This is a genomic window from Collimonas sp. PA-H2, from assembly GCF_002564105.1.
Taxonomy (GTDB): domain Bacteria; phylum Pseudomonadota; class Gammaproteobacteria; order Burkholderiales; family Burkholderiaceae_D; genus Collimonas.
The window spans coordinates 3,790,508-3,815,850 of the sequence record NZ_PDBX01000001.1 but is presented as its reverse complement, the minus strand read 5'-3'; the positions used below and the strand labels follow the sequence as shown (position 1 = coordinate 3,815,850).

Sequence of the window (25,343 nt, the reverse complement as noted above, 5' to 3'; positions counted from 1 at the left end):
CAGGTTTACTCGTTGCGCTTCTGGCTGATGATGCTCATGAACTCGCGCCGCGTCGAAGGATCGTCGCGGAACGCACCCAGCATGCGGCTGGTCACCAGGCTGGTGCCCGGCTTGTGGATGCCGCGCGTGGTCATGCAGCCGTGCGATGCCTCGATCACTACCGCCACGCCCTTCGGCAGCAAGACCTGCTGCAGGGTATCGGCGATCTGCACTGTCATTTTTTCCTGGATCTGCAAGCGCTTGGCATAAATATCCACCAGGCGCGCCAGTTTCGAGATCCCCACCACGCGCCGGTCCGGCAAATAGGCCACGTGCGCCTTGCCGATGATGGGCGCCATGTGGTGCTCGCAATGGCTTTCAAAACGGATGTTGGTCAGCACCACCATCTCGTCGTAGCCCTCCACTTCGGAAAACGTGGTCGACAGAATCTCGACCGGATCCTTGCTGTAGCCAGCAAAGAATTCTTCATAGGCGCGCGCCACGCGCGCCGGCGTATCCAGCAAGCCTTCGCGGTCAGGATCGTCGCCAGCCCAGCGCAGCAGGGTGCGGATCGCCGACTCCGCCTCAGCCCGGCTTGGACGTTCCGACAAGGTGCTAGCCGCCGTCGCCGGCAATGAATCTTTTGAGGCCATCTGATTACCTTTTCTAAAAAGAATTTTACTTGCCGCTGTGCAGCCGCGCACATATGCTGAATCCAGGGTCTGTTGACCTCGGCAATCACGCTGCGGCTAATGCCGACAGTGTAATTCAGCTATCGCATTACTGCATTGGATTCGTCAAAGCTGCGGTTTGCGCAATGCAGCATCGAAACATGGAGCGGTAATAACCCGTTATTACCTGCACAAGATTTCACGGTCCCATACTCGACCTTCCCTGCCCCACCAACCCCACTGAGAGATCCACCATGAGCGCAAAGAAAATCCTGATCCTGGCTGGCGACTACGTTGAAGACTATGAATTGATGGTCCCGTTCCAGGCTCTGCAGATGGTCGGCCACCAGGTCGACGTGGTGTGTCCGGACAAAGCCGCCGGCGCCCAGATTCGCACCGCCATCCATGACTTTGAAGGCGACCAGACCTATAGCGAAAAGCCGGGCCACAACTTCACCTTGAATGCGGCGTTCAGCGATGTCGACGTCAGCCGCTACGATGCCTTGCTGATCCCCGGCGGCCGCGCCCCGGAATACCTGCGCCTGAATCCGCGCGTGATCGAAATCGTCCAGCAGTTCCATGCCGCCGACAAGCCGATCGCCGCGGTCTGCCATGGCCCGCAGCTGCTGGCGGCGGCCGGCGTGCTGAAAGGGAAAACCTGCTCGGCTTATCCTGCCTGCGCGCCGGAAGTCAAACTGGCCGGCGGCAAGTACGCGGAAATCGACATCACCGCAGCGCACCGCGACGGCAATCTGGTGACCGCACCGGCATGGCCGGCCCATCCGGCCTGGCTGGCCCTGTTCCTGACCGCATTGGGGACTCGCATCGAGTTATGATAGGCGCTGTGCGGCCGGCACGCCGGCTGCACTTTCCCAGCTATTGGCAACAACCAGAAACGAGGCGTCCGATGTGTCAGATTTATGCCCAGGCCGATCCCATATTGTATGAATCGCGCGCCCGCTCGGTGCGCATCATGGGCGTCATCACTACCATCAAGCTGGAAAACCTGTTCTGGCAAACGCTGGCGGAACTGGCGGCGGACAACGACCTGACCACCAACCAGCTGATCGCCAAACTGCACGATGAAGTCACCACCCATCTGGGCGAAGCCAGCAACTTCGCGTCATTCCTGCGCGTAACCTGCCTGCGCTACCAGACCTTGAAAACCCACGCCGGATTAGAAACAGCTGCAGCCACTGCGGCAACCAAGGTCAACGCCTCGGCCTAGTCCGCTTAACTCAGCTTGCCGTCGATAGCTTCAGGCCGATCAGCCCCAGCACGATCAGGCTGACGCTGGCGATGCGCGCCAGGCTGGCCGCCTCGCCCAGCAGCACGATGCCGGCAATGAAGGATCCCACCGCGCCGATCCCGGTCCAAACCGCATAGGCTGTGCCAAGCGGCAAAGTGCGCATGGCGATCGCCAGCAGCCAGATGCTGACGGCCATGCCGGCGCAAGTGATGATGGACGGCCAGGTTCGCGTAAAACCTTCGGAATATTTCAGGCCGACAGCCCAGATGACTTCCGCTATGCCGGCAAGTAAGAGAATGATCCAGGCCATGCGACCTCCATAAAAGATGGGGTCGTCCCCGGTTGAAATACAATGTGCGGCAGCGCCAGGTCGTCCTGGCGCCGGAATGGAATGCGACAACGCCATCCATTATATTTTTTTTCTGCCATGGCCGCATGCGCAGCATTTTTCACCCTGACCTCGCCAGTTCCGCCATGACAAAAACCTTTGCCCTTTTCCTGCTGACCGCCGTCGCCGAATTGCTGGGCTGCTACCTGCCGATGCTGTGGCTGAACGGTAAGGCTTCCGCCTGGCTGCTGCTGCCGGCAACCATCAGCCTGCTGGCCTTCGTCTGGCTGCTGACCTTGCATCCGGCCGCCAGCGGCCGCGTATATGCCGCTTATGGCGCGGTGTATGTCGCCACTGCGATTTTCTGGCTCTGGAGCGTTGACGGCATTGCGCCGCGCTGGACCGATCTGCTGGGAGCGGGACTGGCGCTGTCAGGCGCGGCGGTGATCGCCTTAGGCGCGCGCGCCTGACTGCACTCAATCGGCTTGATCAATGCACGCCTATCCATCCCAGGCCGGCGGCAAATACCACATACAGCAAACCGAACAGCGCCAGGATGCCGCCGCTCAGCATGCCCTTGCGCAGCAGCGCATACAGGCCAAACATCGAGATCATGGTCACCGCCGCAGCCCAGATCAATGCGGGGCTCAGCATCCACGGCGTAAAAATCAGCACCAGCGCGGTCGGAATGGTGGCCTGGATCATCATCGCGCCGCTGATATTGCTTAGCGCCAGCGTCTGCTTGCCCTGCCGGACCCAGATCACCGCATTCAGGATTTCCGGCAGCTCGGTGGCGATCGGACTCAGCAGCAATGCAGTCAATTGCGGCGAGATCCCCAGCCAGGGCGAAATTTCACCTAGTTGATGCACGAACAGCTGCGAGCTCAGGAAAATCACCACCAGCGCCACCAGCGTCTGCAGCAGCGCCCAGCCCAGCAGCGGTTGCGGATCGTGGGGACGGAACTTGAGCGGTTCCAGCTCGTGGATCTCGGCGTCGGCGTCTTCTTCCTTGCGCATTTCGCCCCAGATATACACGCCGTAAGCCAGCAGGAAAGCCGCGCCCAGCCAGGGTTTGATGGCAAACGCCACCAGCCCGAGGCCGACCTTGACCACGAAAATCCCGATGAACCAGGCTTGATCGCGGCGCAGGCGCGCGGCGGCGCTGGCCGACAGCAGGATATTGCCGAGCTTTTTACGGTTCAGGATGAACATCAGGCCCACCACCGCGTAGGCGATGGTGGCCAGCACCAGCGGCCCGCCGAGGGCGGCGCCGACGCCGATTTCACGGTGCGCCGCATCGCGCCCGAACACCACGGCGACAAAGGTCACGACGCTTTCCGGAAGCGCCGTGCCAAACGCCGCCAGCACCGTGCCTACCGCGCTCTGGGCGATGCCGAGCCGGCGGCCGACCCATTCGATGCTGTTGACGAAATACTCGCACGACAAATAGATGACAACAGCTGAGCCCAGCAACAAGGCGATCGCAAGCATCATGCGCACACCTCTGAAGGCCATACCAACGATAAAGAAAATGAGGCAGATGGAAAGAAGGGCTGCTTGGATAAGCTGGCTGCAGCAGCGCGCCGGCGCTGCCATTGGCGGTAATTAAGCATGGGGGACATCCTGAGGGCCGGGCACTGACGAATGGCGCAACACCTTCGCCCGGCCGGGTAAAGGAAATGCACCATAGGTCTTGCCAAACCGTGCGGTCGCGCATGCCATGGCGTAAATTGGATACAGCGCCAAGTATGTTGACATGCGCTCTTCAAAAGATTCGAAGGCGGCTACTCCCCTAAGGAGCCGCAATTTTATCATTGAAACATTGGCGGCGGCAATCACGCCGCCGCAGCCTTAAATGTTCTCCTTTGCAATAGATCAGGGGAACAAACAGTTTGGAAAACAGATAACAGGCGCAAAAGAGATAAAATGGCGGCTTATTTGCAACGGAGCACATTTTCATGAAATGGGCAGTAGTCAGTATTTTTATTTTATCGGTGTTGTACGTGCACTTCCGCGGCAAGGCCCGCCTGCCCTTCTTTCGGCAGATATTCGACCATTCCTCGATCATGGCCCCGCTCAACATCTTCATGTACATGTTCTCGAAGGTGCCGACCAACACGCCTTATCTGCCGACCAGCACTTTCGCCGACCTCAAGATCCTGGAAGACAACTGGGAAACCATCCGCGATGAAGCGCAGGGACTGATCGGCCTGGAAAAAATCCGCGCGGCGGAAAAGAATGACGACGCCGGCTTCAACTCCTTCTTCAAGGCCGGCTGGAAGCGCTTCTACCTGAAATGGTATGACGCCAGCCATCCGTCGGCCGAACAATTCTGTCCGAAGACCGTGGAGCTGCTGCGCCGCACGCCGAGCGTCAAGGCAGCCATGTTTGCCGAGCTGGCGCCGGGCGGCACCCTGAATCCGCACCGCGATCCGTTCGCCGGTTCGCTGCGCTATCACCTGGGCCTGGTGACGCCGAACGACGACCGCTGCTTCATTGAAGTCAACCAGCAGCGCTACAGCTGGCGCGACGGCCAGGGCGTGGTGTTCGACGAAACCTATATCCACTGGGCGCAGAACGGCTGCGACAGCAACCGCATCATCATCTTTTGCGACATCGAACGGCCGATGCGCTATCGCTGGGCGCAAGCCATCAACCGCTGGCTCGGCCGCCACATGATGAGCGCCGCGGCTTCGCCTAACGAAACCGGCGACGAGACCGGCGGCATCAACAAGCTGTTCCGCTTCGTCTGGGCCGCCGGCCAATACCGGCGCCGCCTGAAAAAATTCAGCAAGCCGCTGTACATGTGCATCAAGTTCGGTTTGATCGTCGGCGTCGCGCTGGCCATCGTCTACCTCTGATCGCCGCGTAAAACGCGTTTCGGCAAGCCGCCTGCGGGCGGCTTTTTTACGCCTGCCAGACAGGTCTTTATATTGCACTGCGACAACACAAATCGGCTTTCACGGGTAGACTACGGCTTCTATTTGCCATAAGGAAAACCCATGATGACTCGCTCGCTTATTTCCGCAGCTTTCCTGTCGCTTGCTGCCTGCTCCTCCGTGCCGTCGCTGGCGCAGGACCGGGGTAACGATGGACTCGCCGAATCGAATGCCCAGAACCGTCCGGTCAAGGTCATGATCATCACCATGTTCGGCCCCGAAGGCCAGGCCTGGCTGGATCGCATCGGTCCCTGGAAAACCGTCTCCGTGCCTGGCCTGTCGCCCGACTATCCGGATGTGCATTGCAACCGGCAAGACGTCTGCGTGGTCACCACCGGCATGGGCTACGCCAATGCTTCGGCCTCGATCATGGCCCTGACCTTCTCTTCGCGCTTCGACCTGCGCCATACCTATTTCCTGATCTCCGGGATTGCCGGCGTCGATCCTGGGCGCGCCACTGTCGGCTCGGCCGCCTGGGCCAAGTATCTGGTCGACTTCGGCATCCAGTGGGAACTCGATGCGCGCGAAATTCCAGCCGGCTGGAATACCGGCTATCTCGGCATCAACACCAAGAGCCCGAGCGACAAGCCGCCGCTCGACTACCGAAACGAAGTCTTCCAGCTGAATCCGAAACTGGCCGACGCCGCCTTCGCCTTGTCGCGCAATGTGGTGCTGGCGGACAGCCCGCAGGCGCAGGTAGCGCGCTCCAAGTTCAGCTATGCGCCGGCCAACCAGCCGCCGGCCGTGGTCCAGTGCGATATCGCCTCCGGCAATACCTGGTGGTCAGGCACGCTGCTGGGCGAACGCGCAAGACAGTGGACCAAGATCCTGACCGACAACAAGGGCGTGTACTGCATGACGGCGCAGGAAGACAATGCCACTTTCGAAGCCTTGAAACGCGCATCCAGCATCAAACGGGTCGACTTGAGCCGGGTGGCTGCATTGCGCACCGGATCGGATTTTGACCGTCCGTATCAAGGACAAACCAGCGCCGACAACCTGCTCAACTATGCCGACCAGGGCGGCTTCGTACCGGCGACCGAGAATCTGTACCGGGCGGGGAATCCGCTGGTGCAGGATATCGTGACCCATTGGGGCGAATGGCGTGACGGCGTGCCGCGTCGATGATTCGTTGACACAAGGATAAGGTCACGTTTGACTGCGTGACCTGTTTGTGAAGCAGCGCTTGCTTCGCTCTAAGCCGCATTCGCGGCTTTTTTTGCGCCCGTTATTTGCGGCCCAAGTCATCGTGAATAGATGGCACGACCTGTAACCCACGCATTTTTTGAGATTTTTGCCACTACTGCAGCGACTTGCTCTTCTTCACAATTGATCGCCGAAGACCTCCGGACGCGTCTCATTACCAATCTCCAAACAACAAGCGACAAGCGACAAGCGACAAGCAAAAATACACAATCAATGTTTATTTTTGTGTATTCTTGTGTAGAATAAAGATGAACAGCTCAGACCTTATCAAGCAACTGAAGGCAACCGGATGGCGGCACGTCTCGACTCGCGGCAGCCATCATAAATACCGCCACCCCGTCAGCGGAAAATCTGTGGTTGTTCCACATCCGAAGAAGAAGGATCTGCCGTTTGGCACGGCCGAGAGCGTCTTGAAACAGGCCGGATTGAAATGAGGAGGAAAATGTTATATCCGCTGTATGTATGGAAGGATAAAAATAGCGCTTACGGCGCCAGCTTTCCGGATCTTCCCGGCGTGTTTACTGCTGCGGACGATTTGAACGACCTGCCGGCAAAAGCCCAGGAAGCAGCAGAGACCATGTACGAAGGCGAAGCGCATATTCCTGAAGCGACCTCCATCGAGCAATGGAAAGACGCGGCAGGCTATGCCGATGGCTACTGGATGCTGGTCAATATTGACCGTTCCAAAATCAACACCAAGCCTGTGCGGCTCAACATTTCGTTACCGGAAAATTTGCTGCGCGAGATTGATGCCTTCGCCAAAGCGCATCAATTGACGCGCTCCGGCTTCCTGGCTCAGGCTGCGCTGAAAGCGATGGCTAGGTAAAGTAAGAATCGATGAAACGATAATATTCGCCAAGCAGAATCCGCAAACGCGTTGAAAATATTCCCTTGGGGCCGCCAGAGTGGGACACCTTACTATGACTAAAAAATAGCTAACTACAAACAGTTTAATAATGGTGAATTTATCCGCCCATGGCAAAATTAGCAGCTCACTATTTATGGGATAAAAAATGAAAATCGTCGTTGTCGCTGTGTTCCTGCTGCTCACCGGATGCGCATCAAATATCGTTGGGTATCGACCAACAGCAATCAATCCGGAGCAAGCACGATCTGTGATCGAGCAAGTCCTCATGGAGCAACCGTCAAAAAATAGACCTGAGCAAGTTTTCTTTACCGAGGAATACGTTGGATATGGCAACGGGGTCATTTCAACAAGTAAAGGCTTCGCCAGTGCTACTTCTCTGGGAAATGGCGCAATCTCTGTGGGAAGCTCAGTGACTTCATCGAAAGCTCAGCAAACGCGCATCTATTTCAATTCAATCGAGAGTGTAACGCTGTACTCACAACGTAATCGCTGGGTAGTGCTGACTCGGAATCAGGCCGGTAGCATCCTAAACAAATCCCTCGTCGACACACAAAATAAAGCTGAAAAATTCGTCGATGCTTTAATGTATTTCAAGGAAAAATGAGCCTGACAAAAAAAATTCAAACCTGCCCCTGGCTCGCTTTAATTGATGGCAATGAGCAATCTTGCGAATTAGTCATTGCCTACCATTTTAATTATATCAACCACGCGCCGCCAATATCTTGCCGCTGACCACGCCAAACCCGACGCGATAGCCGTCGCCCTGGCACCAGCCGGTCATCGCCACTTCGTCGCCATCCTGGATAAAGCTGCGCTGGCTGCCGTCCGCCAGGCTGAGCGGATTCTTGCCGTTCCAGGTCAGCTCGAGCAAGCTGCCGTAGGCTTCCGGCGTGCTGCCGCTGATGGTGCCTGAGCCCATCAGATCGCCGATGCGGGTGTTGCAGCCGGAGACAGTGTGATGCGCCAGCTGCTGCACCATGGTCCAGTACATGGCCTTGAAATTGGTGCGGCAGATGGTCTGCGGCTGGGCGGCTGCGCCCGGCTGCAGCGCTACTTCCAGCGTGATGTCATAGCCGTTCTTGCCGTTTTGCCGCAGGTAGGGCAGCGGTTGCGGCTGCTGCGCCGGACTGTCGACGCGGAACGGTTCCAGCGCTTCCATCGTGACCACCCACGGCGAGATCGAGGTGGCGAAGGACTTGCTGTTGAACGGGCCCAGCGGCACGTATTCCCATTGTTGCAGATCGCGCGCGCTCCAGTCGTTCAGCAGCACCATGCCGAAGATATGCTGCTCGGCATTGGCGATATCGATCGGCTCGCCCAGGGCATTCGGCTGGCCGATGATGAAGCCGGTCTCCAGTTCGAAATCCAGTTTGCGGCAGGCCCCAAATACCGGCGCGTCGGCGTCCGGCAGTTTCAGCTGACCCATCGGGCGCTGCAGCGGGGTGCCGCTGACCACCACCGAGCTGGCGCGGCCGTTGTAGCCGATCGGGATATGCAGCCAGTTCGGCAGCAGCGCGTTGGCCGGGTCGCGGAACATCGAGCCGACATTGGTCGCATGTTCTTTCGATGAATAGAAATCGGTATAGCCCGGGATCTCCAGCGGCAGATGCATCGTTGCCTGATCCTGCGAGACGAACACCTTGTCGCGCAAGGCCTGGTTATCGCGCAGCTGGAGGTTGTCATGACGCAGCAGCTCGCTGACGCTGGCGCGGGTGCTACGCCAGGTCTGGCGGCCCAGCGCGATGAAAGCATTCAGGGTCGGCTGACGGAACACTGCAGGGCTCAGCGTCAGCAGGCCGGAGTCAGCCAAAGCAGCTAGGTCCAGCACCTGATCGCCGATGGCGACGCCGACGCGCGGCGCCGGATCGGCGGCATTGCTGAACACGCCGAAAGGCAGATTCTGGATGGGAAAATGCGACTCCGGCGGAGTCGGGATGAAGGATTTCAGTGTCGGATCGTTGGCTTGCATGATGTCTTTTCTCTTAGGGTTGACCGTTGAAGTTCTTTTTCAGACCGTGCCAGCATTGCAGGTAGTCTTTCTGCAGCAGCGGCGTCGCCAGCGCATAGGGCGTCGGATGAATCAGGTAGCGGCTTTCAAACATGAAGGCCATTGTATTGTCGATACGGTGCGGCGCCAATTCGGCGCTAGACGCCTTCTCGAAAGTGGCGGCGTCCGGACCGTGGCCGCTCATGCAATTGTGCAGGCTGCCGCCGCCCGGTGTAAAGCCGTCGGCCTTGGCGTCGTAGGCGCCATGGATCAGGCCCATGTATTCGCTCATGACGTTGCGGTGGAACCATGGCGGCCGGAAGGTATGTTCGGCTACCATCCAGCGCGGCGGGAAAATCACGAAATCGACGTTCGCGGTGCCATGCGTATCCGAAGGCGAGGTCAGCACGGTGAAGATCGATGGATCGGGATGATCGTAGCTGACCGTATTGATAGTGTTGAACAAGCTCAGGTCGTATTTGTACGGTGTGTAGTTGCCGTGCCATGCCACCACATCCAGCGGCGAATGATCGATGCGTGCCGCCCACAGCTTGCCGCCAAATTTGGCCAGCAGCTGGAACTCGCCCTCGCGTTCTTCATAGGCCGCCACCGGCGCCTGGAAGTCGCGCGCATTGGCCAGGCCGTTGGAGCCGATCGGTCCCAGTTCCGGCAGCTGGAAGGCAGCGCCATAGTTTTCGCAGACATAGCCGCACGCCGCGCCGTCCGGCAGCTCGATGCGGAAACGCACGCCGCGCGGGATGACGACGATTTCACCGGGCTTGACTTCCAGCACACCCATTTCCGTCCTGGCCAGCAAACGTCCCTGCTGCGGTACGATCAGCAATTCGCCGTCGGCATTATAGAAAAAGCGCTCGTGCATGGAGCGGTTCGCCACGTACAGATGGATGGCGATCCCGGCCTGTGCTGCAGCGTCGCCATTGCCGGCAAAGGTGATCATGCCATCGATAAAATCGGTGGGCTGATCGGCGGCAGGCGGCGGCAGCGGATTCCAGCGCAGCTGATTGGGCGGCGTGTCGACCTGAGTAAAGGGACCGCTGGCCAGCAGCGATTGCTGCAGCTTTTCAAAGGCGTGATGCATCGCGCCCGGCCGGATACGGTACAGCCACGAGCGCCGGTTGTGCGCGCGCGGCGCGGTGAATGCAGTGCCGGACAACTGCTCCGCATACAGACCGTAAGGCGCTTTCTGCGGCGAGTTTTGCCCTACCGGCAAAGCGCCGGGCAAGGCTTCGCTGGTGAAGTCATTGCAAAATCCCGACTGATAACGAAGTGCGTTTGTGTTTTCCATGGATTTTATCCTTGATGGTCTGATCTTAATGCGCAATCACAGCCTGCGCCTTGTTACGATTCGAGGTTTCCTGCATCAACATCAGCATCACCGCCGATACCAGCGCCGGTACGGCCAGCAGCAGGAAGATGCTGCTGTTCGGCCAGTTCAGGCGGATCAGCTCGCCGCCCAGCACCGGCCCGACGATAGAACCGATGCGGCCGACGCCCAGGCTCCAGCCAATGCCGGTGGAACGCAAGGTGGTCGGGTAGTAAGTTCCCGCCAGCGCATTCACCGCCGGCTGGCCGCCGACGATGCAGAAGCCGGCGACGAAGATGCTGGCAAACAGGAACAGCAGCGATACTTCCGGCCGGCCGATCAGGGCCACCGCCATGCCGGCGATCAGGAATACCGGAATCAGCACGCGGCGGAAGCTGGAGCGGTCGATCAGCTGGCCCATGATCAAGGTTCCCAGCGTGCCGCCGATCTGCAAGGTGGTGCCGGCCATGACCGCGGTGGCGGTCGACAGGCCGGCATCCTTGGCAATGGTCGGCAACCAGTTGGAAAGGAAATACAGGTTCACCAGATTCATGAAATTGATGATCCACAGCAGGATCGTAACCTTGGCCCTGCCCTGCTGGAACAGCTGCATCACCGGCGCGCCCTTGCCCGCTTTTTCGTTGACCACGTAACGCGTGTCCCGGTCAACCGCGACAGCAGGATCGATGCGGCGCAACCACTTGCCGACCTGATCCAGACGCTTGTCGCGCAATACCAGGAACTGCATCGACTCCGGCAGCAAGAAGATCATCAGCACGCCGATCACTAGCGGCACCACACCGCCGACATGGAATACCGACTGCCAGCCGAAGCGCGGAATCAACGCCGCCGACAGCAGACCGCCCAACACCGCCCCCAGCGTAAAACCGCAGGACACCAGCATCATCAGGGTCACGCGCTTGCGCAGCGGGCTGTATTCGCCGGCCAGCGCCATGGCGTTGGGCATGATGGCGCCCAGTCCTAGGCCGGTGATGAAACGCAACATAATCAGTTGTTCGACCGTAGCGGCCAGCGGCGTCAGCAGCATGCAGGCGGCAAAGAACAGAGTGGCAGCGATCAGCACCGGACGGCGGCCGATGCGGTCGGCCAGGATGCTGAAAATGAGCGAGCCGAGCAACATGCCGAACAGGCCGGCGCCGAACACCGGACCGAGGTTGGCCTTGTCTATGCCCCATTGCTGGATGATGGCGGGCGCCACATAGCCCATGGCCTGGACGTCGAAACCGTCGATAATCAGGCAGATGGCGCACAGGGTCAGCATGACGATCTGGAAGCGGCCGATGCGGCTACGGTCGATCAGGGCGGGAATGTCGATCGGGCTGCTATTAGAGCTATGCGTCGCAATGGCCATGCGTGTCTCCGGGAAGAGGTTGGCGCCGTATCAATACCTACCATACGATCTGTTTTTTGCCATTATCATTCTTTTTAATAATCAGAAAAATAGGCAATGATTAAAATCATTTTTTAAATAACTTAAATAATATAAAATCGCCATCATGGACAGGCTGGAATCGTTACGGGTATTTTGCCAGGTGGTGGAACTGAACAGCTTCAGCCGCGCGGCTGAGCAGCTGGAGATGTCGAACGCCACCATCACCAACCATATCGCCGCCCTGGAGCGGCATTTCGGCGTGCGCCTGCTGAACCGCACCACTCGCAAAATTTCCCTGACCGACGATGGCCACAGCTGTTACCAGCGGGCCCAGCGCCTGCTCGGCGACATGAGCGAACTGGAAGACGGGCTGCAGGGGCGGCGTGTGACGCCGCAGGGAATATTGCGGGTCGACGTGCCGACCGTGATCGCCCGCATCTACCTGGCGCCGGCGCTGACGCGCTTCAGCGCGCTGTATCCCGACTTGTCGATCCGCCTGAATGTCGGCGACCGCATGGTCGACATGGTGGAGGGCCGCGGCGATGTCTGGATCCGCATCGGCGAGCTGAAGGATTCGAGCATGGTGGCGCGCCGCATCTACCAGACCCGCAACCTTTGCTGCGCCGCGCCCGAATTTCTGGCGCAGCACGGAACTCCGCGCACGCCGCAGGAACTAAGCAACTTCCGTTGCCTGGCTTTCATCCATCCCAACAGCGGTCAGAACGTGCCATGGATCTTCAGCAAGGGCAAGCAAGAGTTCAGCTGGGCGCCGCCCGGCAATATCGCCATCAATCACGCAGAAACCCTGATACATGCAGCCGCCAGCGGCGCCGGCATCGTCCAGCTGCTGACGCTCTCCCTCAACCCGCAGATCCGCGCAGGCCTGCTGGCGCCGGTGCTGGCGGACTGGGCCACGCCGGGGCCGCCGGTGTCGGTGGTGTATCACCAGAGCCACCAGTTGTCGGCCAAGGTACGCGTATTTGTCGATTTCGTTACAGAGCTGTTTGCCGCTATCGATTAGAGTTTCGTTCTTTCCACGTTTTTATCTACGCGTTTTTATCTACGTTCTATCAGCCAGGAGAAGTCATGCATTGGGTCTATCTATTGATCGCCATCGTCGCCGAAGTGATTGCCACCAGCGCCCTCAAGGCCAGCGCCGAATTCACTAGGCTAGTGCCGTCGGTGGTGGTGGTGGCCGGCTACCTGACCGCCTTCTATTTCCTGTCGCTGACCTTGCGCACCCTGCCGGTGGCCATCGTGTATGCGATGTGGTCAGGCATCGGCATTGCGCTGATCGCGCTGGTCGGCTGGCTGTTCCTGAAGCAGAGCCTGGATGCCGCGGCTTTGGTCGGCATCGGCCTGATCGTCTCCGGCGTGCTGGTGCTGAACGTGTTCTCCAAGACCGTGGCGCACTAGGCGCCAGCCAAGCCGGCTTCAGTTTTGCCACAACGGTGGTTCGTCCATCAGCGCGATCTGTTCGCGCAGTTCCAGCACCCTATCCTGCCAGTAGCGCTGGGTATTGAACCATGGGAAGGCCACGGCGAAGGCCGGGTCGTCCCAGCGCCGGGCAATCCAAGCCGCGTAGTGGATCAGGCGCAAGGTGCGCAATGCCTCGATCAGATACAGCTCACGAGTATCGAAATCGCAAAAATCCTCATACCCGGCCAGCAAGGAACCCATCTGCCGCACCATATCCCTGCGCTCGCCGGACAGCAACATCCACAGGTCCTGTACTGCCGGCCCCATGCGGCTGTCGTCAAAATCGACGAAGTGCGGTCCGGCATCGGTCCACAGCACATTGCTGCCATGGCAATCGCCATGCAGGCGCAGCGAGCCGACCGTGCCGGCGCGCTCGAAACAACGCCGCACACCCTCCAGCGCCTGAGTCACGGTGCTGCGATAGGCCTCCAGCAAATCCGCCGGAACAAAGTTGTTGGCCAGCAGGAAGGCACTCGGTTCTTCGCCGAAGCTGGCGATATCCAGGGACGGCCGATGCTGGTAGTTACGTAAGCCTCCGACGGCATGGATGCGCCCCATGAAACGGCCCAGCCATTCCAGCGTGGCGTCGTCCTCCAGTTCCGGCGCGCGGCCGCCATGGCGCGGAAATACCGCGAAGCGGAAACCGTCGAATTGATGCAAGGTGCTGCCGTCAGCACCGGCCCAGGCCGCAACCACCGGGATTTCGCGCTCTACCAGTTCCTGCACGAAACCATGTTCTTCCAGGATGGCGGCATCGCTCCAGCGGTGCGGGCGGTAGAACTTGGCCACTAGCGGCGGCCCCTCTTCCATGCCAATCTGGTACACGCGGTTTTCATAGCTATTGAGAGCCAGCAGGCGACCATCGCCATGCAGGCCGATGCTGTCGAGCGCGTCCAGCACGGTGTCGGGGGTAAGGGTAGTGAATGATGCGGGTGGTGAAATATTCATCCAGCCATTGTAAGCGCCGCCGGCTTACTTCCCGAAGCGATTAGGCAGTAAAGCTATAGATACCGGCTAAAGCTCTATGACTAGTTTCAAAAACAACAATCTCATGCCTTTACTTGTCAGATGCATGAATCCATCACGAATCCAGCAGCGAGCGGCGGCTATTGCTCGGCAAAGAGCCGCGCCATCCCGCCTGCAGGATTATTCAGGAAATCGCGGGTTGTTGTGTACTGCTCGGTGTCTTCATAACAGGTTTCCGTTAATCCGCTATTACTCAAAAGATAAATTCTGGCACGCGGATATGCCAGCAAAATCGGCGAATGGGTGGCGATCACAAATTGGCAATTGCGCTGCACCAAACGGTGAATCATGGCCAGCGCAGCCAGTTGCCGGTTCGGCGATAACGCCGCCTCTGGTTCATCCAGCATGTAACAGCCGTCTGCTTTGAATTTGTTTTGCAGCAGCGCCAGGAAGGCCTCACCGTGCGATTGCTGATGTAATAATCTGTCGCCGTAACTAGGGCCTGTTAACATTTAATTTGGGAATGCGAACGCGCGGCAGGCGTTGCGTGCCTAGGCGCGGCGACGCGACGTAGCGGTGCTACGGCAAGAAGCCGCAACAACGGCATGCGATGCCTGCAGCCGTTCCCGGAGGGTTCAAGCCAAAAAGTGCGCTGGCCGCGTTGCATGGCTTGCTGGGGCTTCAGTCCCAGCAAGCCACGCGCCTTGCCAGCACACTTTTTGGCTTGAACGCATCTCCCGAATTAATTGTTAACAGGCCCTAGTGCTGATGCGGTTTTTTTGTTTTATACCGTCTTTTATTATCTATTTACATCTCTCCCCTTATCGACGCCTTTGTTGGCAGAAAACACAAACCATCGCCCACATGCCTACCTTGTGGAAGGCAACTGCGCCAAATAACGCAGGCCGGTGATGCTGGGGAAGAAGCAGTAGACGCCGCCGCGCGTGGTAATCGTGCGGGGAAAGTCTTTCATCAACTTGTTGTTGGAACCGCGCGGGCCTACCTCGGCCAGGGTGAACGAACTGTTCGCCGGATCATTTACGCCCAGGAACACGTCCTCGCCGCTGATGTTATTGACCGCGTTGCCGTCATTTGAGCCGCCCGGCCCGGTGGCCGCTTTCACGAACAGGTGTGTCAGATTCCATTCGCTGGTGAGAAATTCGAACTGGTTGTGGATGCTGGCGTTGATAAAGTAGCCGGTCAGGCCGCGCTGCGCGTCGACGGGTTGCAGTGGATCGTAAGACGGCCCGTAGGGCATGGCGCGCCGTACAATCCGATGGTGGGTGCTGTCGGTTCCGTTCACTGCGCCGTTACGCGGGTTGTTGCGGCGGATATGCGAACCTATCGGGCAAATCAGGCCCAGGGTGTCATCGCTCGGTGCTACACCGGTGACGTAGTTGAAATTGTTCAATTTCGATGGCGGCAGGAGTTCGCCCGGCGCGTCTGGCGTCAGCTCCAGAGGGTTGCCGTTGCGCCAGCGCCCGCATATTTTGGCAGCCAGCATTTCCGTGTCAAGTCCGGTTTCCTCGGCATGCTCGGCGAGCATGACATCGAACCCGGCGACGTCCTGCTCCAGGATGCGAAACGCCGCATAGCTGCTGTTGATTGACAACTCGGGCGGCGATACCTTGTAGACGCCTCCGAGTTCGTTCTGGTAGCCAAGCAGAAATTCTCCGGTCTTGACCGCCGGCTGATCGTCTGGCGCCTCGCGCTTGGTCGTCGGGGCGCCAATCACGGTCGGCTGGGCAATGCTGTCGCGATAGCCGAAATGGACTTTGTTGTCTGGTAGGGCCTGCGCATCCTGCGCGTACAGCTCAGCCATGCAGCCTTTAAATGTGGCGCGCAACTTGGCTGATACCGATTCCAATACCGACGCGGATTCCGTCACCCACAAGCTCAACAGTATGTGCACCTTGGCGCCGTCCTGCAATCCGCTTATCCAATTTTGCGGCGCACTGGGGCCGACGTCGCCGACTGCCTGTGCGCTGACCGAACTGGTCGCACCAAGCTGGAAGGACCCATCAAATGTGGCGAGTTGCTCGGCGTTGAGGCCGAGTTTGGCTAGACCTGGGCAGGTGAAGCTGATGTTGAGAAAGCACGGCGGCTTGGGCTGGATGTGTCTGGCCGTGGTTATTTTTGGCAGGCCGCCGCTGCCGTCCACCAGCGCGCCTATCAATTTCCCTGCGGCCTGCGGATTCGTGATGGACAGGATGAAATGGCGCGCCAGATCGACGCGATAGCCGCGCAGGATGGTGCCTTGTACGTCGTCGTAATCGATTACAGGATCGGCCATGCTATCGCTCCCGGCGTTGAAGTCAGGTTGGGTGACGCATGAGAACGGCCGCCAGGCCGGATCTCATCTCTCATGCGAGCAGTATGGAAATGGCAAAAATCAGAAGGCGGCGAGGATCTGTTGCACGGTTTGCGGATAAGCGGAATACAGCGAGACATTTGGCGCGTGTTGCGAAGCATCGTTGACGGTAATGAAAGCCTGGAATGCGGCGACATTATTGGCGACCGGGATCAGCGCGGCGCCGCCGACGACAAATGACAGCAGTTGATCGAACACGGGACCCAGTTGGGCGACGAAATCGCTGATATAGGCATTGAAATTGCCGTCGTACTCGGTGACGACGCCGATCAGCAAGGAGTTGGAGGGCGCACTGGTGGGCTGCAGATTGGCTTGAGAGCGATCCAGCAGCAGAAAGCGGGCAAAGTGGACGGTACCGATGCCGTTGAGGGCAGCGTCGATTTTTTTACTATTGCCTTCCAGGGCGGCGGCAATCGTCACCAGGCTGGTTCCCGGGATGACGGGCATCATCAGTGTAAGTGGGCTGGTCATGTGAATTCCTTTTTCAGTTGTGAGTGGGAATAGCAACGAGGGTGCGCCAAAAAGACCAAAAATTGATGTGCAGCTGAAACAACAAAACCGCAGAGCGGCGACCAGTGTTTCCAGAGCCGTTATCGATCTGCGGATACCGTTGAAGTCTCAAGTGACTGCGTTGAAATCGTCGACGGTGAGCGAGGGTAGCATGCATTGGACATGCATCTCAACCTGTCAACAGTGAGAGTGGACAACTGGAAAATACATTGAATAAATCAACCTGCACGACAGCCGCCGAAGTTTCATAGGAACTTGATCCTTGCACTAGGGCCTGTTAACAATTAATTCGGGAGATGCGTTCAAGCCAAAAAGTGTGCTGGCAAGGCGCGTGGCTTCTTGCCGTAGCACCGCTACGTCGCGTCGCCGCGCCTAGGCACGCAACGCCTGCCGCGCGTTCGCATTCCCAAATTAAATGTTAACAGGCCCTAGGACCAATCAAATTACCGAGGCCGGATGCGGCATCTAGTTTTTCGATATTGGTGGCGACATTAAAAAAACTTTCCGCTCGCAAGAAATAACCTGCCTTGGGACGTTTGTAGCTTTTAACGGTGCGCAAATAGGTATGCAGATCAGAATGTGCGTTCACCGTCGAAAAACCATTGTTTTGATTGCCTCCTTCCGCGTTGAATCCCCAGGCGATCGCCATTGCTTCCAGCAAGGTCGATTTGCCGGCACCGTTTACCCCGACCAGAAAAGTTACATCCGGATGAAATGCGATCTGTTCCAGCTCACGGACTGCCGGAACGCTGAACGGATAGGCATCAAAATCGATTTCTCTTGTCGGGTTGATTGTCAACGCGCGCAGATAGGGTTTGATGGCAAGCATGGGAGCGCCGATACCTAGAGCAAGTGGGATTGGGATTGTACCGTTACCGCGAGCAGCATCCTGACGGCGCCGCGGATTTGCCAGTTTCATGTCGAACCTGGAATTGGAAAATCGTACCACGCCCCAGCAACACAGTGGCTAGCGTGACATAGACGCCAGCAACCACTCATTGTATCGACGCGCATCGATTACACTCATAGTCCCGCAGCCGTCACGCCACGAGCCATTTATGCCAGCCATCGCCCTCAATCATTACAACCTGCGCGCGCCGCGAGCACTATTGCTGCAGTTGAAGGAATTTTATTGCGAAGTGATCGGCCTGGAAGCCGGCGAGCGGCCCGCTTTCGACAGTTTCGGTTACTGGCTATATGCTGGCGGGCAAGCCGTGCTGCATCTGAGCGAAGCGCGGACCGGCGATGTCAGGCATACCGGTATCGCCACCAGCTTCGATCACGTCGCCTTCAGCTGCGTCGATCCTGAGGGAATGGAAGCGCTTTTGCTGGCGCGCCAGCTGCCTTATCAAGTGGCGTTTGTCCCGTCCTTGCAGCAAAAACAGATCTTCCTGCGCGATCCGGCCGGCAACGGGGTTGAACTGAATTTCACATGCATAAGCTAAATATCAAACCGCTTTTTTAAGCCGCTTTTTAAGTCAATTTCGGCAGCAGCGATGGGGAGCATCGTTTTACGATAAGGCTTTCATGCCTGACAGCCAAGCACCATGCCCACGCCATTATCTGTCCGACCACGCCGACCACGCATTGCCAGCCTGCTGAGCGCCCTGTTGCTCGGCTTATCTCTTTGGCTGCCCGCCGCTGCCCAGTCCACCACGCCGGCACCGCCGTTGATGCTGGCAAATGTCTACCATCCCGGCATCGCGCTGGCCGATTACTGGGTCAGCGAGAAACTGGACGGCGTACGCGGCTACTGGGATGGCGAGCAATTGCTGACACGCGGCGGCCAGCGCATAAACGCCCCGCACTGGTTCACCGCCGGCTGGCCCAAGGTGGCGCTGGACGGCGAACTATGGGCTGGCCGCGGCCAGTTCAACCATGCGGTTTCGACCGCGCGGCGCGAGGCGCCGGACGATGCAGCCTGGCGCCGCATGCGCTTCATGGTGTTCGACCTGCCCGCCTATCCCGGCACCTTCGACCAGCGCCTGCCGGCGTTGCAAAGCACGCTCGCCAGACTTGCGGTGCCTTGGGTACAGCTGGTGGAACAGATCAAGCTGGCCGACCACGCGGCCTTGCAAGGTTTGCTGCAACAGACCGTCAGGCAAGGCGGCGAAGGCTTGATGCTGCACCGGGGCGCATCGCTTTACCGCGCGCAACGCAGCGACGACCTGCTGAAAGTCAAAACCCACGAAGATGCCGAAGCCAAAGTCATCGGCCATCTGCCCGGCAAAGGAAAATACCAGGGCATGCTGGGAGCGCTATGGGTGGAAACGCCGGACGGCCTTCGCTTCAAGCTGGGCAGCGGCTTCAGCGACGCCCAGCGGCGCCAGCCGCCGGCCTTGGGCTGCGTCGTGACTTACCGCTTCCGCGGCTTGAACGGCAGCGGCATACCGCGGTTCGCCAGCTTCATGCGGGTCTACGAACAATAGTTCCGGCGGCATCGAGATACAGGGCCATGCGCTCTTCGTCATGAAACTGGCCATCTATGCACAGGGCGCGGTAGTCGATGCCGCAGGAGGAAAATCCCAGTTTGGCGTATACCGCCCTGGCGCGGGGATTGACGGTGTTGACTTTCAAGTCCAGCTGGACCAGCTCCGGGATCTTCCTTGCATGGGCGATGACCGCCTCGAACATGGCTTGCACCGCACCGGTGGCACGCGCATTTGGAGTGACATAGACGCCGACGATGGTGGCGCGGTGATAAATCTTGGAGCGGGAATCGCGCACCATGCCGACGGTGCCGACCAGGACCTCGCCTTGAAATGCACCATAAGTCACCTGGAAAGGGCTCGCTTTCAAACGCGCCGCCATCTGTTCCTCCGGCAGCGCGCTTTCTTCCTCATGCGTGGGCACGAATGAAGACGGCGAATCCAGGATGGATTCCAGCCTCAGCTGGCGGTAGGATGCGAGGTCTGCCGGGGTTAATGCTCTGATTTTCATATAAGATGACCTGATCTGGATAGACTTATCACAGGATAAATGATTGTTGGCAGACAAGCAGCTTGAATATTTTGCAGCGCGCGACCATTTCAATCGTAAAATCCGTATCCTCATTTCCATCGTATATTTAAGCGGCCATCACCATGAACCTCGACGAACCCCTCTCAGACAAAGAATTTGACGAACTGGACGATTTCCTGTTGTCCGATCGCTGTGCTGAAGACAGCATGACCATGGATACCCTGCACGGCTATCTGACGGCGCTGGTGATCGGGCCGGAACAGGTGCTGCTGGGCGAATGGCTGCCGCATGTGTGGGGGCCGTCGCTGAAAGATGCGCCGAAATTCAAGTCTGACAAGGAATACGAAAAGATCGTCGGCCTGATCGCGCGCTACATGAATGAAATCGCGGTCACGCTGGAAGTGGCGCCGAAAGAATACGAACCGCTGTTTTGCGAACAGGAACACGAAGGCAAGGCCCTGCTCGACGGCGAAGCCTGGACCTGGGGCTTCTGGGAAGGCATCAACCTGCGCGCCAAGGCTTGGGAGCCGATCTGGCATTCCAACCTGGCGACGGTGGTGCGGCCTATCTACCTTCTGGGAGCGGAAGAGCTGGAAGAAGAGGAAATGGCGCTGCGCGAGGACCCGGTGCAACGCCACAAGCTGGCGGTGGAAGTGGAAGCGGCGATTCCGGAAATCTACCGCTACTGGCTGCCGCACCGCAAATCCGCGGTCAAGACCATCCAGCGCGAAGCACCCAAAGTCGGCCGCAATGACGATTGCAGCTGCGGCAGCGGCAAGAAATTCAAGAAGTGCTGCGGATTGAACGCTACTGACAACAAGACTGAAGATTAAGCGCTGACGCGCTTGCCGCAATCGCCGGCCGGGTGCGTACAGCGCAACCCGGCCTGTTTTTTTATTCCTTGATGAAATGCTCGCGGTAGTAGCGCAGCTCTTCAATCGATTCTAGGATATCGGCCAGCGCGGTATGCTTCTGATGCTTCTTGAAGCCGCTTGCCAGCTCCGGCTTCCAGCGGCGGCACAGTTCTTTCAAGGTCGACACGTCCAGGTTGCGATAGTGGAAAAACGCTTCCAGCTTCGGCATGCCGCGCGCCATGAAGCGGCGGTCCTGGCAAATCGTGTTGCCGCACATCGGTGACTTGCCGTTCGGCACGTATTTCTTCAGAAACTCGATCAGGGCCAGTTCGGCGTCGCTTTCCGTCACGGTCGAAGTCTTGACGCGCTCGATCAGGCCGGAACGGCCGTGCGTGCCCTTGTTCCAGGCATCCATGCCATCCATGATCTCGTCGGCCTGATGGATCGCAAATACCGGACCTTCCGCCAGGATGTTCAACTGCGGGTCAGTCACCACCACCGCGACTTCAATGATGCGGTCGCTGTCCGGGTTAAGCCCGGTCATTTCCATGTCGACCCAGATCAGATTGAATTCGTTCGGCCGCAGCGGTACAGCGGGAGCAGGTGTAGCAGCTGTGGTAGCTGAGATATCGGCGGCTTGTGACATAATTGTTCTCTTAGTTATTTAAGCAGTTTTGCGGCATTTCAATTGAAACTGACCGTAAGGCGCCTCTGAGAACCGTAGCGAGCGGGCCAAGGTCTGGTCGAGAAGCGCAGCTGTACTTCAGTACAGCGAGCATCGCAGACCAGAGATTGGGCCGCGCAGTAGGTTATCAGAGGCGCCCATTGCACGGTATTTTCTCACATAGGGACTACATGTCTTCATTTGCATTTTCAGTTTTGTTTGTGGTTTTCCTGGCAATCACCTTAATCGTGCGCTTCTGGCTGGGCTCGCGCCAGATTCGCCATGTGCTGGCGCACCGCAATTCAGTTCCTGCCGAGTTCGCCGAAAGAATCCCTCTGGCAGCACATCAGCGAGCTGCCGACTATACGGTTGCCCGAACCAAATTCGGCATGCTATCCATGCTAATCAATGCTGCGGTACTGATCGGCTTCACTCTGCTGGGAGGCCTGCAATTGCTTTCCAACATTATTTTTAATGCAGCAGGACCGGGCATGCTCTATCAAATGGGCTTGCTGGTGGCGTTCACTGCCGTATCCGGCCTGATTGATCTCCCTCTTGATTATTACAAGCAGTTTGTACTGGAAGCACGTTTCGGCTTCAACAAAATGACGATCCGCCTGTTTATCACCGATATGCTGAAAAATACCGGACTTGGCGCGGTGATTGGCCTGCCGCTGGTATGGGTGATACTGCAGTTGATGGCAAAATCGGGCGACCTTTGGTGGTTTTATGCCTGGTTGGTCGTTAGCAGTTTTCAGTTATTCATACTGGTCATTTCGCCAACTGTTATTGCGCCGATTTTCAACAAATTCACACCACTGACAGACGACAGCCTGCGCGAGCGCATCGAAGGATTGTTGAAGCGAGTCGGGTTTGCATCCAAAGGACTGTTCGTAATGGATGGCTCCAAGCGCAGCGCCCATGGCAATGCCTATTTCTCAGGTTTCGGAGCAAGCAAACGGATCGTTTTTTTCGACACTTTGCTCGCACGCCTGGCTCCGCATGAAATCGAGGCGGTGCTTGCACACGAACTAGGTCACTTCAAACTCAAGCACATTGCCAAAATGATTGGCATGATGTTTGTCATCTCACTGCCCTTCCTCGCTTTGCTCGGCTACCTGAAGCAGCAACTCTGGTTTTTCACCGGCCTGGGGGTCAATCCCTTGTTGCTCACAGACCTTAGCAACAACGACGCGATGGCGCTGATCTTGTTCATGCTGGTATTGCCCATCTTCACCTTCTTGCTGTCGCCACTATTGTCTATCAGCTCGCGTAAACACGAATTCGAAGCCGACGCCTTTGCTGTCCGGCACACCGACGCCAAGGATCTGGTCTCTGCATTGGTCAAGCTATACGAAGACAATGCCGCGACACTAACGCCTGATCCATTGCATTCAGCGTTTTACGACTCGCATCCGCCGGCGGCGATACGCATCAACCGACTGCTGGCTGCACATGGTTGATCACGCCCAGCAACACGCAAAACAGCACAGCAACCAGGCCGGCAGCGGCCTGGTGATCGCCGCCCACGGCCGCCATTACCTGGTGCAAGCCAGGATCGGCGGCCAGTCGCTGAAGTTGCAATGCGTCACCCGCGGCAAGAAAAGCGATGTGGCGGTCGGCGACCGCGTCCAGCTGAAGACCACCTCGCCCAACCAGGGCGTGATCGAAGCTATCGACGAGCGCAACAGCCTGCTGTACCGCTCCGACCAGTACAAATCCAAGCTGCTGGCGGCCAACGTCACGCAGCTGTTCATCGTGGTGGCGACCGAACCGGGCTTTGCCGACGACTTGATTTCGCGTGCGCTGGTGGCGGCGGAGGCGGCCGGCGTCAAGGCCCATATCGTGCTCAACAAGACCGATATCGTCGAGGCGCTAGACAAGACCCGGCAACGGCTGCAGATGTATGCCAGCCTCGGCTACCCGGTGCATGAAGTGTCGGCGCGCGCTTTTCCTGAGGAAACCTGCGCCACTCTGTGGCCTTTGCTGAAAGGCCAGTCGACCATCCTGATCGGCCAGTCCGGCATGGGCAAATCGTCGCTGATCAACCTGATCGTGCCGGATGCCGACATCGCCGTGCGCGAGATTTCCGCCGCCCTGGATACCGGCAAGCACACCACTACCTTCACCCGTTTGTATGAGATGGATGCCGATGACACTGGCCTGGACGGCAAGCCGGCCAACATCATCGATTCACCGGGATTCCAGGAATTCGGCCTGTACCAGCTGAGCGAAGGCATGCTGGAACGCGCCTTCGTCGAGTTCACGCCCTACCTGGGGAAATGCAAGTTCTACAACTGCCATCACTTGATCGAGCCGAGCTGCGCGGTGCTGGAAGCGGTCAAGGAAAACAAGATTGCGCCCATGCGGCACCAGCTTTACGTACAGTTGCTGCACGAATCGTCGCAGAAACTGTATTAAGCGCGTGTGGCGGCGTGGCCGCCGCCAGGAAATGCCGTGCCATCTTATTAATGCCAGATAAGCAATCTTTTGACGGGTATCTTTTCTATTGAAATCCCTTATAATTGAAGCACTTATTTCATTTCTAAGCCAATCGCGGGGCCTTCATACAAGCCCGCGCACAACTTCTTCGGCGGCCTGCAAAACCAGCGGTTGATTTAAAAATGGAATTCCAACTTTCGGCGGCAGTCGCCACAGCGGCCGCCGTTTTCATTTATGGCAATCAAACACTATCTGCAGTTTTCTGATTTTTCGCTGGACGAATACGAGTACGTGATTGAGCGTAGCCGTCTCATCAAACGCAAATTCAAGAATTACGAACCGCACTACACGCTGCTCGACCGCACGCTGGTGATGGTGTTCGAGAAAAACTCGACCCGCACCCGCCTCTCGTTCGAGGCCGGCATGCATCAGCTGGGCGGCGCCGCCATCTATCTCAACACGCGCGACAGCCAGCTGGGACGCGGCGAGCCGGTGGAAGATGCCGCACAGGTCATGTCGCGCATGTGCGACGTCATCATGATCCGCACCTTCGGCCAGGACATCATCGAACGCTTCGCTTCGCACTCGCGGGTGCCTGTAATCAACGGCCTGACCAATGAGCAGCATCCCTGCCAGGTATTGGCAGATGTGTTCACCTACATCGAGCACCGCGGTTCCATCGCCGGCAAGAAAGTCGCGTGGATCGGCGATGCCAACAACATGCTGTATTCCTGGCTGCAGGCAGCACAAGTGTTCGGTTTCCACGTCAATGTCTCGACCCCCAAGGGCTACGACATCGACCCGAGCCAGGTGGCCGCCGACAACCAGCGCTACACCTTCTTTGCCAATCCGTCCGATGCCTGCGAGGGCGTCGACCTGGTCACCACCGATGTCTGGACCAGCATGGGTTACGAGGATGAAAACACGGCGCGCCTGAAAGCCTTCGACGGCTGGATCGTCGACCAGCCCAAGATGCAGCGCGCCAATCCGGACGCTCTCTTCATGCACTGCCTGCCGGCGCATCGCGGCGAGGAAGTCTCCGCCGAAGTGATCGACGGCCCGCAATCGGTAGTCTGGGACGAAGCCGAGAACCGCCTGCATGTGCAAAAGGCGCTGCTCGAATACCTGGTGCTGGGCAAGGTTGCGGAGTAA

At 58.2% G+C, this 25,343-nt stretch carries 29 protein-coding genes and 1 riboswitch; of the genes, 16 read left to right on the top strand and 13 right to left on the bottom strand.

Translation table 11 applies throughout. The annotated features are described in order from the left end of the window. Positions 1–5: 5 nt before the first annotated feature. The gene (gene folE, locus BCF11_RS17580) at positions 6–632 is read right to left on the bottom strand and encodes a GTP cyclohydrolase I FolE (protein WP_098495887.1); all 627 of its coding nucleotides are present in this window, start codon (positions 630–632) and stop codon (positions 6–8) included. Positions 633–904: 272 nt separating this feature from the next. Between folE and BCF11_RS17575 the strand changes: the two genes are divergently transcribed. Both BCF11_RS17575 and BCF11_RS17570 read left to right on the top strand, forming a co-directional pair. Further along, positions 905–1,486 carry a DJ-1/PfpI family protein gene (locus BCF11_RS17575; RefSeq protein WP_098495886.1) on the top strand — a complete coding sequence of 194 codons (582 nt, stop codon included), beginning with the start codon at positions 905–907 and terminating at the stop codon, positions 1,484–1,486. A 71-nt stretch (positions 1,487–1,557) separates the two neighbouring features. Further along, positions 1,558–1,878: a ribbon-helix-helix domain-containing protein gene (locus tag BCF11_RS17570; RefSeq protein ID WP_098495885.1), complete on the top strand. Its 321-nt coding sequence runs from the start codon at positions 1,558–1,560 to the stop codon at positions 1,876–1,878. A 10-nt stretch (positions 1,879–1,888) separates the two neighbouring features. Here BCF11_RS17570 and sugE read toward each other — a convergent pair whose 3' ends face one another. Further along, a complete protein-coding gene (gene sugE / locus BCF11_RS17565; RefSeq protein ID WP_098495884.1) occupies positions 1,889–2,209 on the bottom strand; it encodes a quaternary ammonium compound efflux SMR transporter SugE in 321 nt (106 codons plus the stop codon). Between the two features lie 164 nt (positions 2,210–2,373). Here sugE and BCF11_RS17560 point away from each other — a divergent pair, with 164 nt between their 5' ends. After that, positions 2,374–2,697 carry a YnfA family protein gene (locus BCF11_RS17560; protein WP_098497552.1) on the top strand — a complete coding sequence of 108 codons (324 nt, stop codon included), beginning with the start codon at positions 2,374–2,376 and terminating at the stop codon, positions 2,695–2,697. Between the two features lie 19 nt (positions 2,698–2,716). On the opposite strand, the gene BCF11_RS17555 is transcribed toward BCF11_RS17560, so the two are convergent. Continuing rightward, positions 2,717–3,721 (bottom strand): sodium:calcium antiporter, encoded by a 1,005-nt coding sequence (locus BCF11_RS17555; protein ID WP_098495883.1) that lies wholly within the window; start codon positions 3,719–3,721, stop codon positions 2,717–2,719. 135 nt (positions 3,722–3,856) lie between these two features. Next, positions 3,857–4,025: riboswitch (yybP-ykoY riboswitch) on the bottom strand. 160 nt (positions 4,026–4,185) lie between these two features. Between BCF11_RS17555 and lpxO the strand changes: the two genes are divergently transcribed. The 5 genes from lpxO to BCF11_RS17530 all read left to right on the top strand — a co-directional run bounded on the left by lpxO (position 4,186) and on the right by BCF11_RS17530 (position 7,844). After that, positions 4,186–5,088, top strand: a complete 903-nt coding sequence (gene lpxO, locus BCF11_RS17550) for a lipid A hydroxylase LpxO (protein ID WP_098495882.1) — start codon at positions 4,186–4,188, stop codon at positions 5,086–5,088. A 141-nt stretch (positions 5,089–5,229) separates the two neighbouring features. After that, the gene (locus BCF11_RS17545) at positions 5,230–6,294 is read left to right on the top strand and encodes a purine nucleoside permease (RefSeq protein WP_098495881.1); all 1,065 of its coding nucleotides are present in this window, start codon (positions 5,230–5,232) and stop codon (positions 6,292–6,294) included. Positions 6,295–6,620: 326 nt separating this feature from the next. Continuing rightward, positions 6,621–6,806 (top strand): type II toxin-antitoxin system HicA family toxin, encoded by a 186-nt coding sequence (locus BCF11_RS17540; RefSeq protein ID WP_098495880.1) that lies wholly within the window; start codon positions 6,621–6,623, stop codon positions 6,804–6,806. 8 nt (positions 6,807–6,814) lie between these two features. After that, positions 6,815–7,198 carry a type II toxin-antitoxin system HicB family antitoxin gene (locus BCF11_RS17535; protein ID WP_098495879.1) on the top strand — a complete coding sequence of 128 codons (384 nt, stop codon included), beginning with the start codon at positions 6,815–6,817 and terminating at the stop codon, positions 7,196–7,198. Positions 7,199–7,385: 187 nt separating this feature from the next. Continuing rightward, positions 7,386–7,844 carry a hypothetical protein gene (locus BCF11_RS17530; RefSeq protein WP_098495878.1) on the top strand — a complete coding sequence of 153 codons (459 nt, stop codon included), beginning with the start codon at positions 7,386–7,388 and terminating at the stop codon, positions 7,842–7,844. A 96-nt stretch (positions 7,845–7,940) separates the two neighbouring features. Here BCF11_RS17530 and fahA read toward each other — a convergent pair whose 3' ends face one another. The 3 genes from fahA to BCF11_RS17515 are packed head-to-tail and all read right to left on the bottom strand — an operon-like array spanning position 7,941 to position 11,923. Further along, complete coding sequence (gene fahA, locus BCF11_RS17525) at positions 7,941–9,209, bottom strand: fumarylacetoacetase (protein WP_098495877.1); 1,269 nt, start codon at positions 9,207–9,209, stop codon at positions 7,941–7,943. A gap of 13 nt (positions 9,210–9,222) precedes the next feature. Then, positions 9,223–10,533 carry a homogentisate 1,2-dioxygenase gene (hmgA, locus tag BCF11_RS17520; RefSeq protein ID WP_098495876.1) on the bottom strand — a complete coding sequence of 437 codons (1,311 nt, stop codon included), beginning with the start codon at positions 10,531–10,533 and terminating at the stop codon, positions 9,223–9,225. 25 nt (positions 10,534–10,558) lie between these two features. Further along, positions 10,559–11,923 (bottom strand): MFS transporter, encoded by a 1,365-nt coding sequence (locus BCF11_RS17515; RefSeq protein WP_098495875.1) that lies wholly within the window; start codon positions 11,921–11,923, stop codon positions 10,559–10,561. Between the two features lie 145 nt (positions 11,924–12,068). Between BCF11_RS17515 and BCF11_RS17510 the strand changes: the two genes are divergently transcribed. Next, positions 12,069–12,965, top strand: a complete 897-nt coding sequence (locus BCF11_RS17510) for a LysR family transcriptional regulator (RefSeq protein WP_098495874.1) — start codon at positions 12,069–12,071, stop codon at positions 12,963–12,965. 65 nt (positions 12,966–13,030) lie between these two features. After that, positions 13,031–13,360, top strand: coding sequence for a multidrug efflux SMR transporter (locus BCF11_RS17505; RefSeq protein WP_098495873.1), 330 nt, complete (start codon positions 13,031–13,033; stop codon positions 13,358–13,360). A gap of 18 nt (positions 13,361–13,378) precedes the next feature. On the opposite strand, the gene BCF11_RS17500 is transcribed toward BCF11_RS17505, so the two are convergent. The 5 genes from BCF11_RS17500 to BCF11_RS17475 all read right to left on the bottom strand — a co-directional run bounded on the left by BCF11_RS17500 (position 13,379) and on the right by BCF11_RS17475 (position 18,189). Beyond that, positions 13,379–14,371, bottom strand: a complete 993-nt coding sequence (locus BCF11_RS17500; protein WP_098495872.1) for a serine/threonine protein kinase — start codon at positions 14,369–14,371, stop codon at positions 13,379–13,381. A gap of 158 nt (positions 14,372–14,529) precedes the next feature. After that, complete coding sequence (locus BCF11_RS17495) at positions 14,530–14,901, bottom strand: hypothetical protein (protein WP_098495871.1); 372 nt, start codon at positions 14,899–14,901, stop codon at positions 14,530–14,532. A gap of 356 nt (positions 14,902–15,257) precedes the next feature. Then, positions 15,258–16,682: a peroxidase gene (locus BCF11_RS17485; RefSeq protein ID WP_098495870.1), complete on the bottom strand. Its 1,425-nt coding sequence runs from the start codon at positions 16,680–16,682 to the stop codon at positions 15,258–15,260. A 99-nt stretch (positions 16,683–16,781) separates the two neighbouring features. After that, positions 16,782–17,231, bottom strand: coding sequence for a hypothetical protein (locus BCF11_RS17480; RefSeq protein WP_143751364.1), 450 nt, complete (start codon positions 17,229–17,231; stop codon positions 16,782–16,784). 457 nt (positions 17,232–17,688) lie between these two features. Next, on the bottom strand, positions 17,689–18,189 hold the full coding sequence (locus BCF11_RS17475) for an AAA family ATPase (RefSeq protein ID WP_369827776.1): 501 nt from the start codon (positions 18,187–18,189) through the stop codon (positions 17,689–17,691). Positions 18,190–18,328: 139 nt separating this feature from the next. Between BCF11_RS17475 and BCF11_RS17470 the strand changes: the two genes are divergently transcribed. Beyond that, complete coding sequence (locus BCF11_RS17470) at positions 18,329–18,715, top strand: diguanylate cyclase (protein ID WP_098495867.1); 387 nt, start codon at positions 18,329–18,331, stop codon at positions 18,713–18,715. Between the two features lie 102 nt (positions 18,716–18,817). Beyond that, positions 18,818–19,699 carry a DNA ligase gene (locus BCF11_RS17465; protein WP_098495866.1) on the top strand — a complete coding sequence of 294 codons (882 nt, stop codon included), beginning with the start codon at positions 18,818–18,820 and terminating at the stop codon, positions 19,697–19,699. On the opposite strand, the gene BCF11_RS17460 is transcribed toward BCF11_RS17465, so the two are convergent. Then, entirely contained in the window at positions 19,677–20,210 is a 534-nt protein-coding gene (locus BCF11_RS17460) for a GNAT family N-acetyltransferase (RefSeq protein ID WP_158229221.1), read from the bottom strand. The genes BCF11_RS17465 and BCF11_RS17460 overlap by 23 nt on opposite strands. Before the next feature lie 143 nt (positions 20,211–20,353). Here BCF11_RS17460 and BCF11_RS17455 point away from each other — a divergent pair, with 143 nt between their 5' ends. After that, positions 20,354–21,064 carry a UPF0149 family protein gene (locus tag BCF11_RS17455; protein WP_098495864.1) on the top strand — a complete coding sequence of 237 codons (711 nt, stop codon included), beginning with the start codon at positions 20,354–20,356 and terminating at the stop codon, positions 21,062–21,064. Between the two features lie 61 nt (positions 21,065–21,125). Here the strand turns inward: BCF11_RS17455 and orn are convergent, their stop codons facing one another. Further along, the gene (gene orn, locus BCF11_RS17450; RefSeq protein ID WP_098495863.1) at positions 21,126–21,731 is read right to left on the bottom strand and encodes an oligoribonuclease; all 606 of its coding nucleotides are present in this window, start codon (positions 21,729–21,731) and stop codon (positions 21,126–21,128) included. Positions 21,732–21,940: 209 nt separating this feature from the next. Here orn and BCF11_RS17445 point away from each other — a divergent pair, with 209 nt between their 5' ends. From BCF11_RS17445 to argF, 3 genes are all read left to right on the top strand, one after another. Continuing rightward, positions 21,941–23,212, top strand: coding sequence for a M48 family metallopeptidase (locus BCF11_RS17445; RefSeq protein WP_098495862.1), 1,272 nt, complete (start codon positions 21,941–21,943; stop codon positions 23,210–23,212). Continuing rightward, positions 23,205–24,170: a ribosome small subunit-dependent GTPase A gene (rsgA, locus tag BCF11_RS17440; RefSeq protein ID WP_098495861.1), complete on the top strand. Its 966-nt coding sequence runs from the start codon at positions 23,205–23,207 to the stop codon at positions 24,168–24,170. The genes BCF11_RS17445 and rsgA overlap by 8 nt, the downstream gene beginning before the upstream one ends. Positions 24,171–24,425: 255 nt before the next feature. Then, complete coding sequence (gene argF, locus BCF11_RS17435) at positions 24,426–25,343, top strand: ornithine carbamoyltransferase (protein WP_061938174.1); 918 nt, start codon at positions 24,426–24,428, stop codon at positions 25,341–25,343.

Coding starts and splice junctions, on each gene's coding strand:
- folE (WP_098495887.1), bottom strand. CDS start 632: ATGGCCTCAAAAGATTCATTGCCGGCGACGGCGGCTAGCACCTTGTCG.
- BCF11_RS17575 (WP_098495886.1), top strand. CDS start 905: ATGAGCGCAAAGAAAATCCTGATCCTGGCTGGCGACTACGTTGAAGAC.
- BCF11_RS17570 (WP_098495885.1), top strand. CDS start 1,558: ATGTGTCAGATTTATGCCCAGGCCGATCCCATATTGTATGAATCGCGC.
- sugE (WP_098495884.1), bottom strand. CDS start 2,209: ATGGCCTGGATCATTCTCTTACTTGCCGGCATAGCGGAAGTCATCTGG.
- BCF11_RS17560 (WP_098497552.1), top strand. CDS start 2,374: ATGACAAAAACCTTTGCCCTTTTCCTGCTGACCGCCGTCGCCGAATTG.
- BCF11_RS17555 (WP_098495883.1), bottom strand. CDS start 3,721: ATGATGCTTGCGATCGCCTTGTTGCTGGGCTCAGCTGTTGTCATCTAT.
- lpxO (WP_098495882.1), top strand. CDS start 4,186: ATGAAATGGGCAGTAGTCAGTATTTTTATTTTATCGGTGTTGTACGTG.
- BCF11_RS17545 (WP_098495881.1), top strand. CDS start 5,230: ATGATGACTCGCTCGCTTATTTCCGCAGCTTTCCTGTCGCTTGCTGCC.
- BCF11_RS17540 (WP_098495880.1), top strand. CDS start 6,621: ATGAACAGCTCAGACCTTATCAAGCAACTGAAGGCAACCGGATGGCGG.
- BCF11_RS17535 (WP_098495879.1), top strand. CDS start 6,815: ATGTTATATCCGCTGTATGTATGGAAGGATAAAAATAGCGCTTACGGC.
- BCF11_RS17530 (WP_098495878.1), top strand. CDS start 7,386: ATGAAAATCGTCGTTGTCGCTGTGTTCCTGCTGCTCACCGGATGCGCA.
- fahA (WP_098495877.1), bottom strand. CDS start 9,209: ATGCAAGCCAACGATCCGACACTGAAATCCTTCATCCCGACTCCGCCG.
- hmgA (WP_098495876.1), bottom strand. CDS start 10,533: ATGGAAAACACAAACGCACTTCGTTATCAGTCGGGATTTTGCAATGAC.
- BCF11_RS17515 (WP_098495875.1), bottom strand. CDS start 11,923: ATGGCCATTGCGACGCATAGCTCTAATAGCAGCCCGATCGACATTCCC.
- BCF11_RS17510 (WP_098495874.1), top strand. CDS start 12,069: ATGGACAGGCTGGAATCGTTACGGGTATTTTGCCAGGTGGTGGAACTG.
- BCF11_RS17505 (WP_098495873.1), top strand. CDS start 13,031: ATGCATTGGGTCTATCTATTGATCGCCATCGTCGCCGAAGTGATTGCC.
- BCF11_RS17500 (WP_098495872.1), bottom strand. CDS start 14,371: ATGAATATTTCACCACCCGCATCATTCACTACCCTTACCCCCGACACC.
- BCF11_RS17495 (WP_098495871.1), bottom strand. CDS start 14,901: ATGTTAACAGGCCCTAGTTACGGCGACAGATTATTACATCAGCAATCG.
- BCF11_RS17485 (WP_098495870.1), bottom strand. CDS start 16,682: ATGGCCGATCCTGTAATCGATTACGACGACGTACAAGGCACCATCCTG.
- BCF11_RS17480 (WP_143751364.1), bottom strand. CDS start 17,231: ATGACCAGCCCACTTACACTGATGATGCCCGTCATCCCGGGAACCAGC.
- BCF11_RS17475 (WP_369827776.1), bottom strand. CDS start 18,189: ATGAAACTGGCAAATCCGCGGCGCCGTCAGGATGCTGCTCGCGGTAAC.
- BCF11_RS17470 (WP_098495867.1), top strand. CDS start 18,329: ATGCCAGCCATCGCCCTCAATCATTACAACCTGCGCGCGCCGCGAGCA.
- BCF11_RS17465 (WP_098495866.1), top strand. CDS start 18,818: ATGCCCACGCCATTATCTGTCCGACCACGCCGACCACGCATTGCCAGC.
- BCF11_RS17460 (WP_158229221.1), bottom strand. CDS start 20,210: ATGAAAATCAGAGCATTAACCCCGGCAGACCTCGCATCCTACCGCCAG.
- BCF11_RS17455 (WP_098495864.1), top strand. CDS start 20,354: ATGAACCTCGACGAACCCCTCTCAGACAAAGAATTTGACGAACTGGAC.
- orn (WP_098495863.1), bottom strand. CDS start 21,731: ATGTCACAAGCCGCCGATATCTCAGCTACCACAGCTGCTACACCTGCT.
- BCF11_RS17445 (WP_098495862.1), top strand. CDS start 21,941: ATGTCTTCATTTGCATTTTCAGTTTTGTTTGTGGTTTTCCTGGCAATC.
- rsgA (WP_098495861.1), top strand. CDS start 23,205: ATGGTTGATCACGCCCAGCAACACGCAAAACAGCACAGCAACCAGGCC.
- argF (WP_061938174.1), top strand. CDS start 24,426: ATGGCAATCAAACACTATCTGCAGTTTTCTGATTTTTCGCTGGACGAA.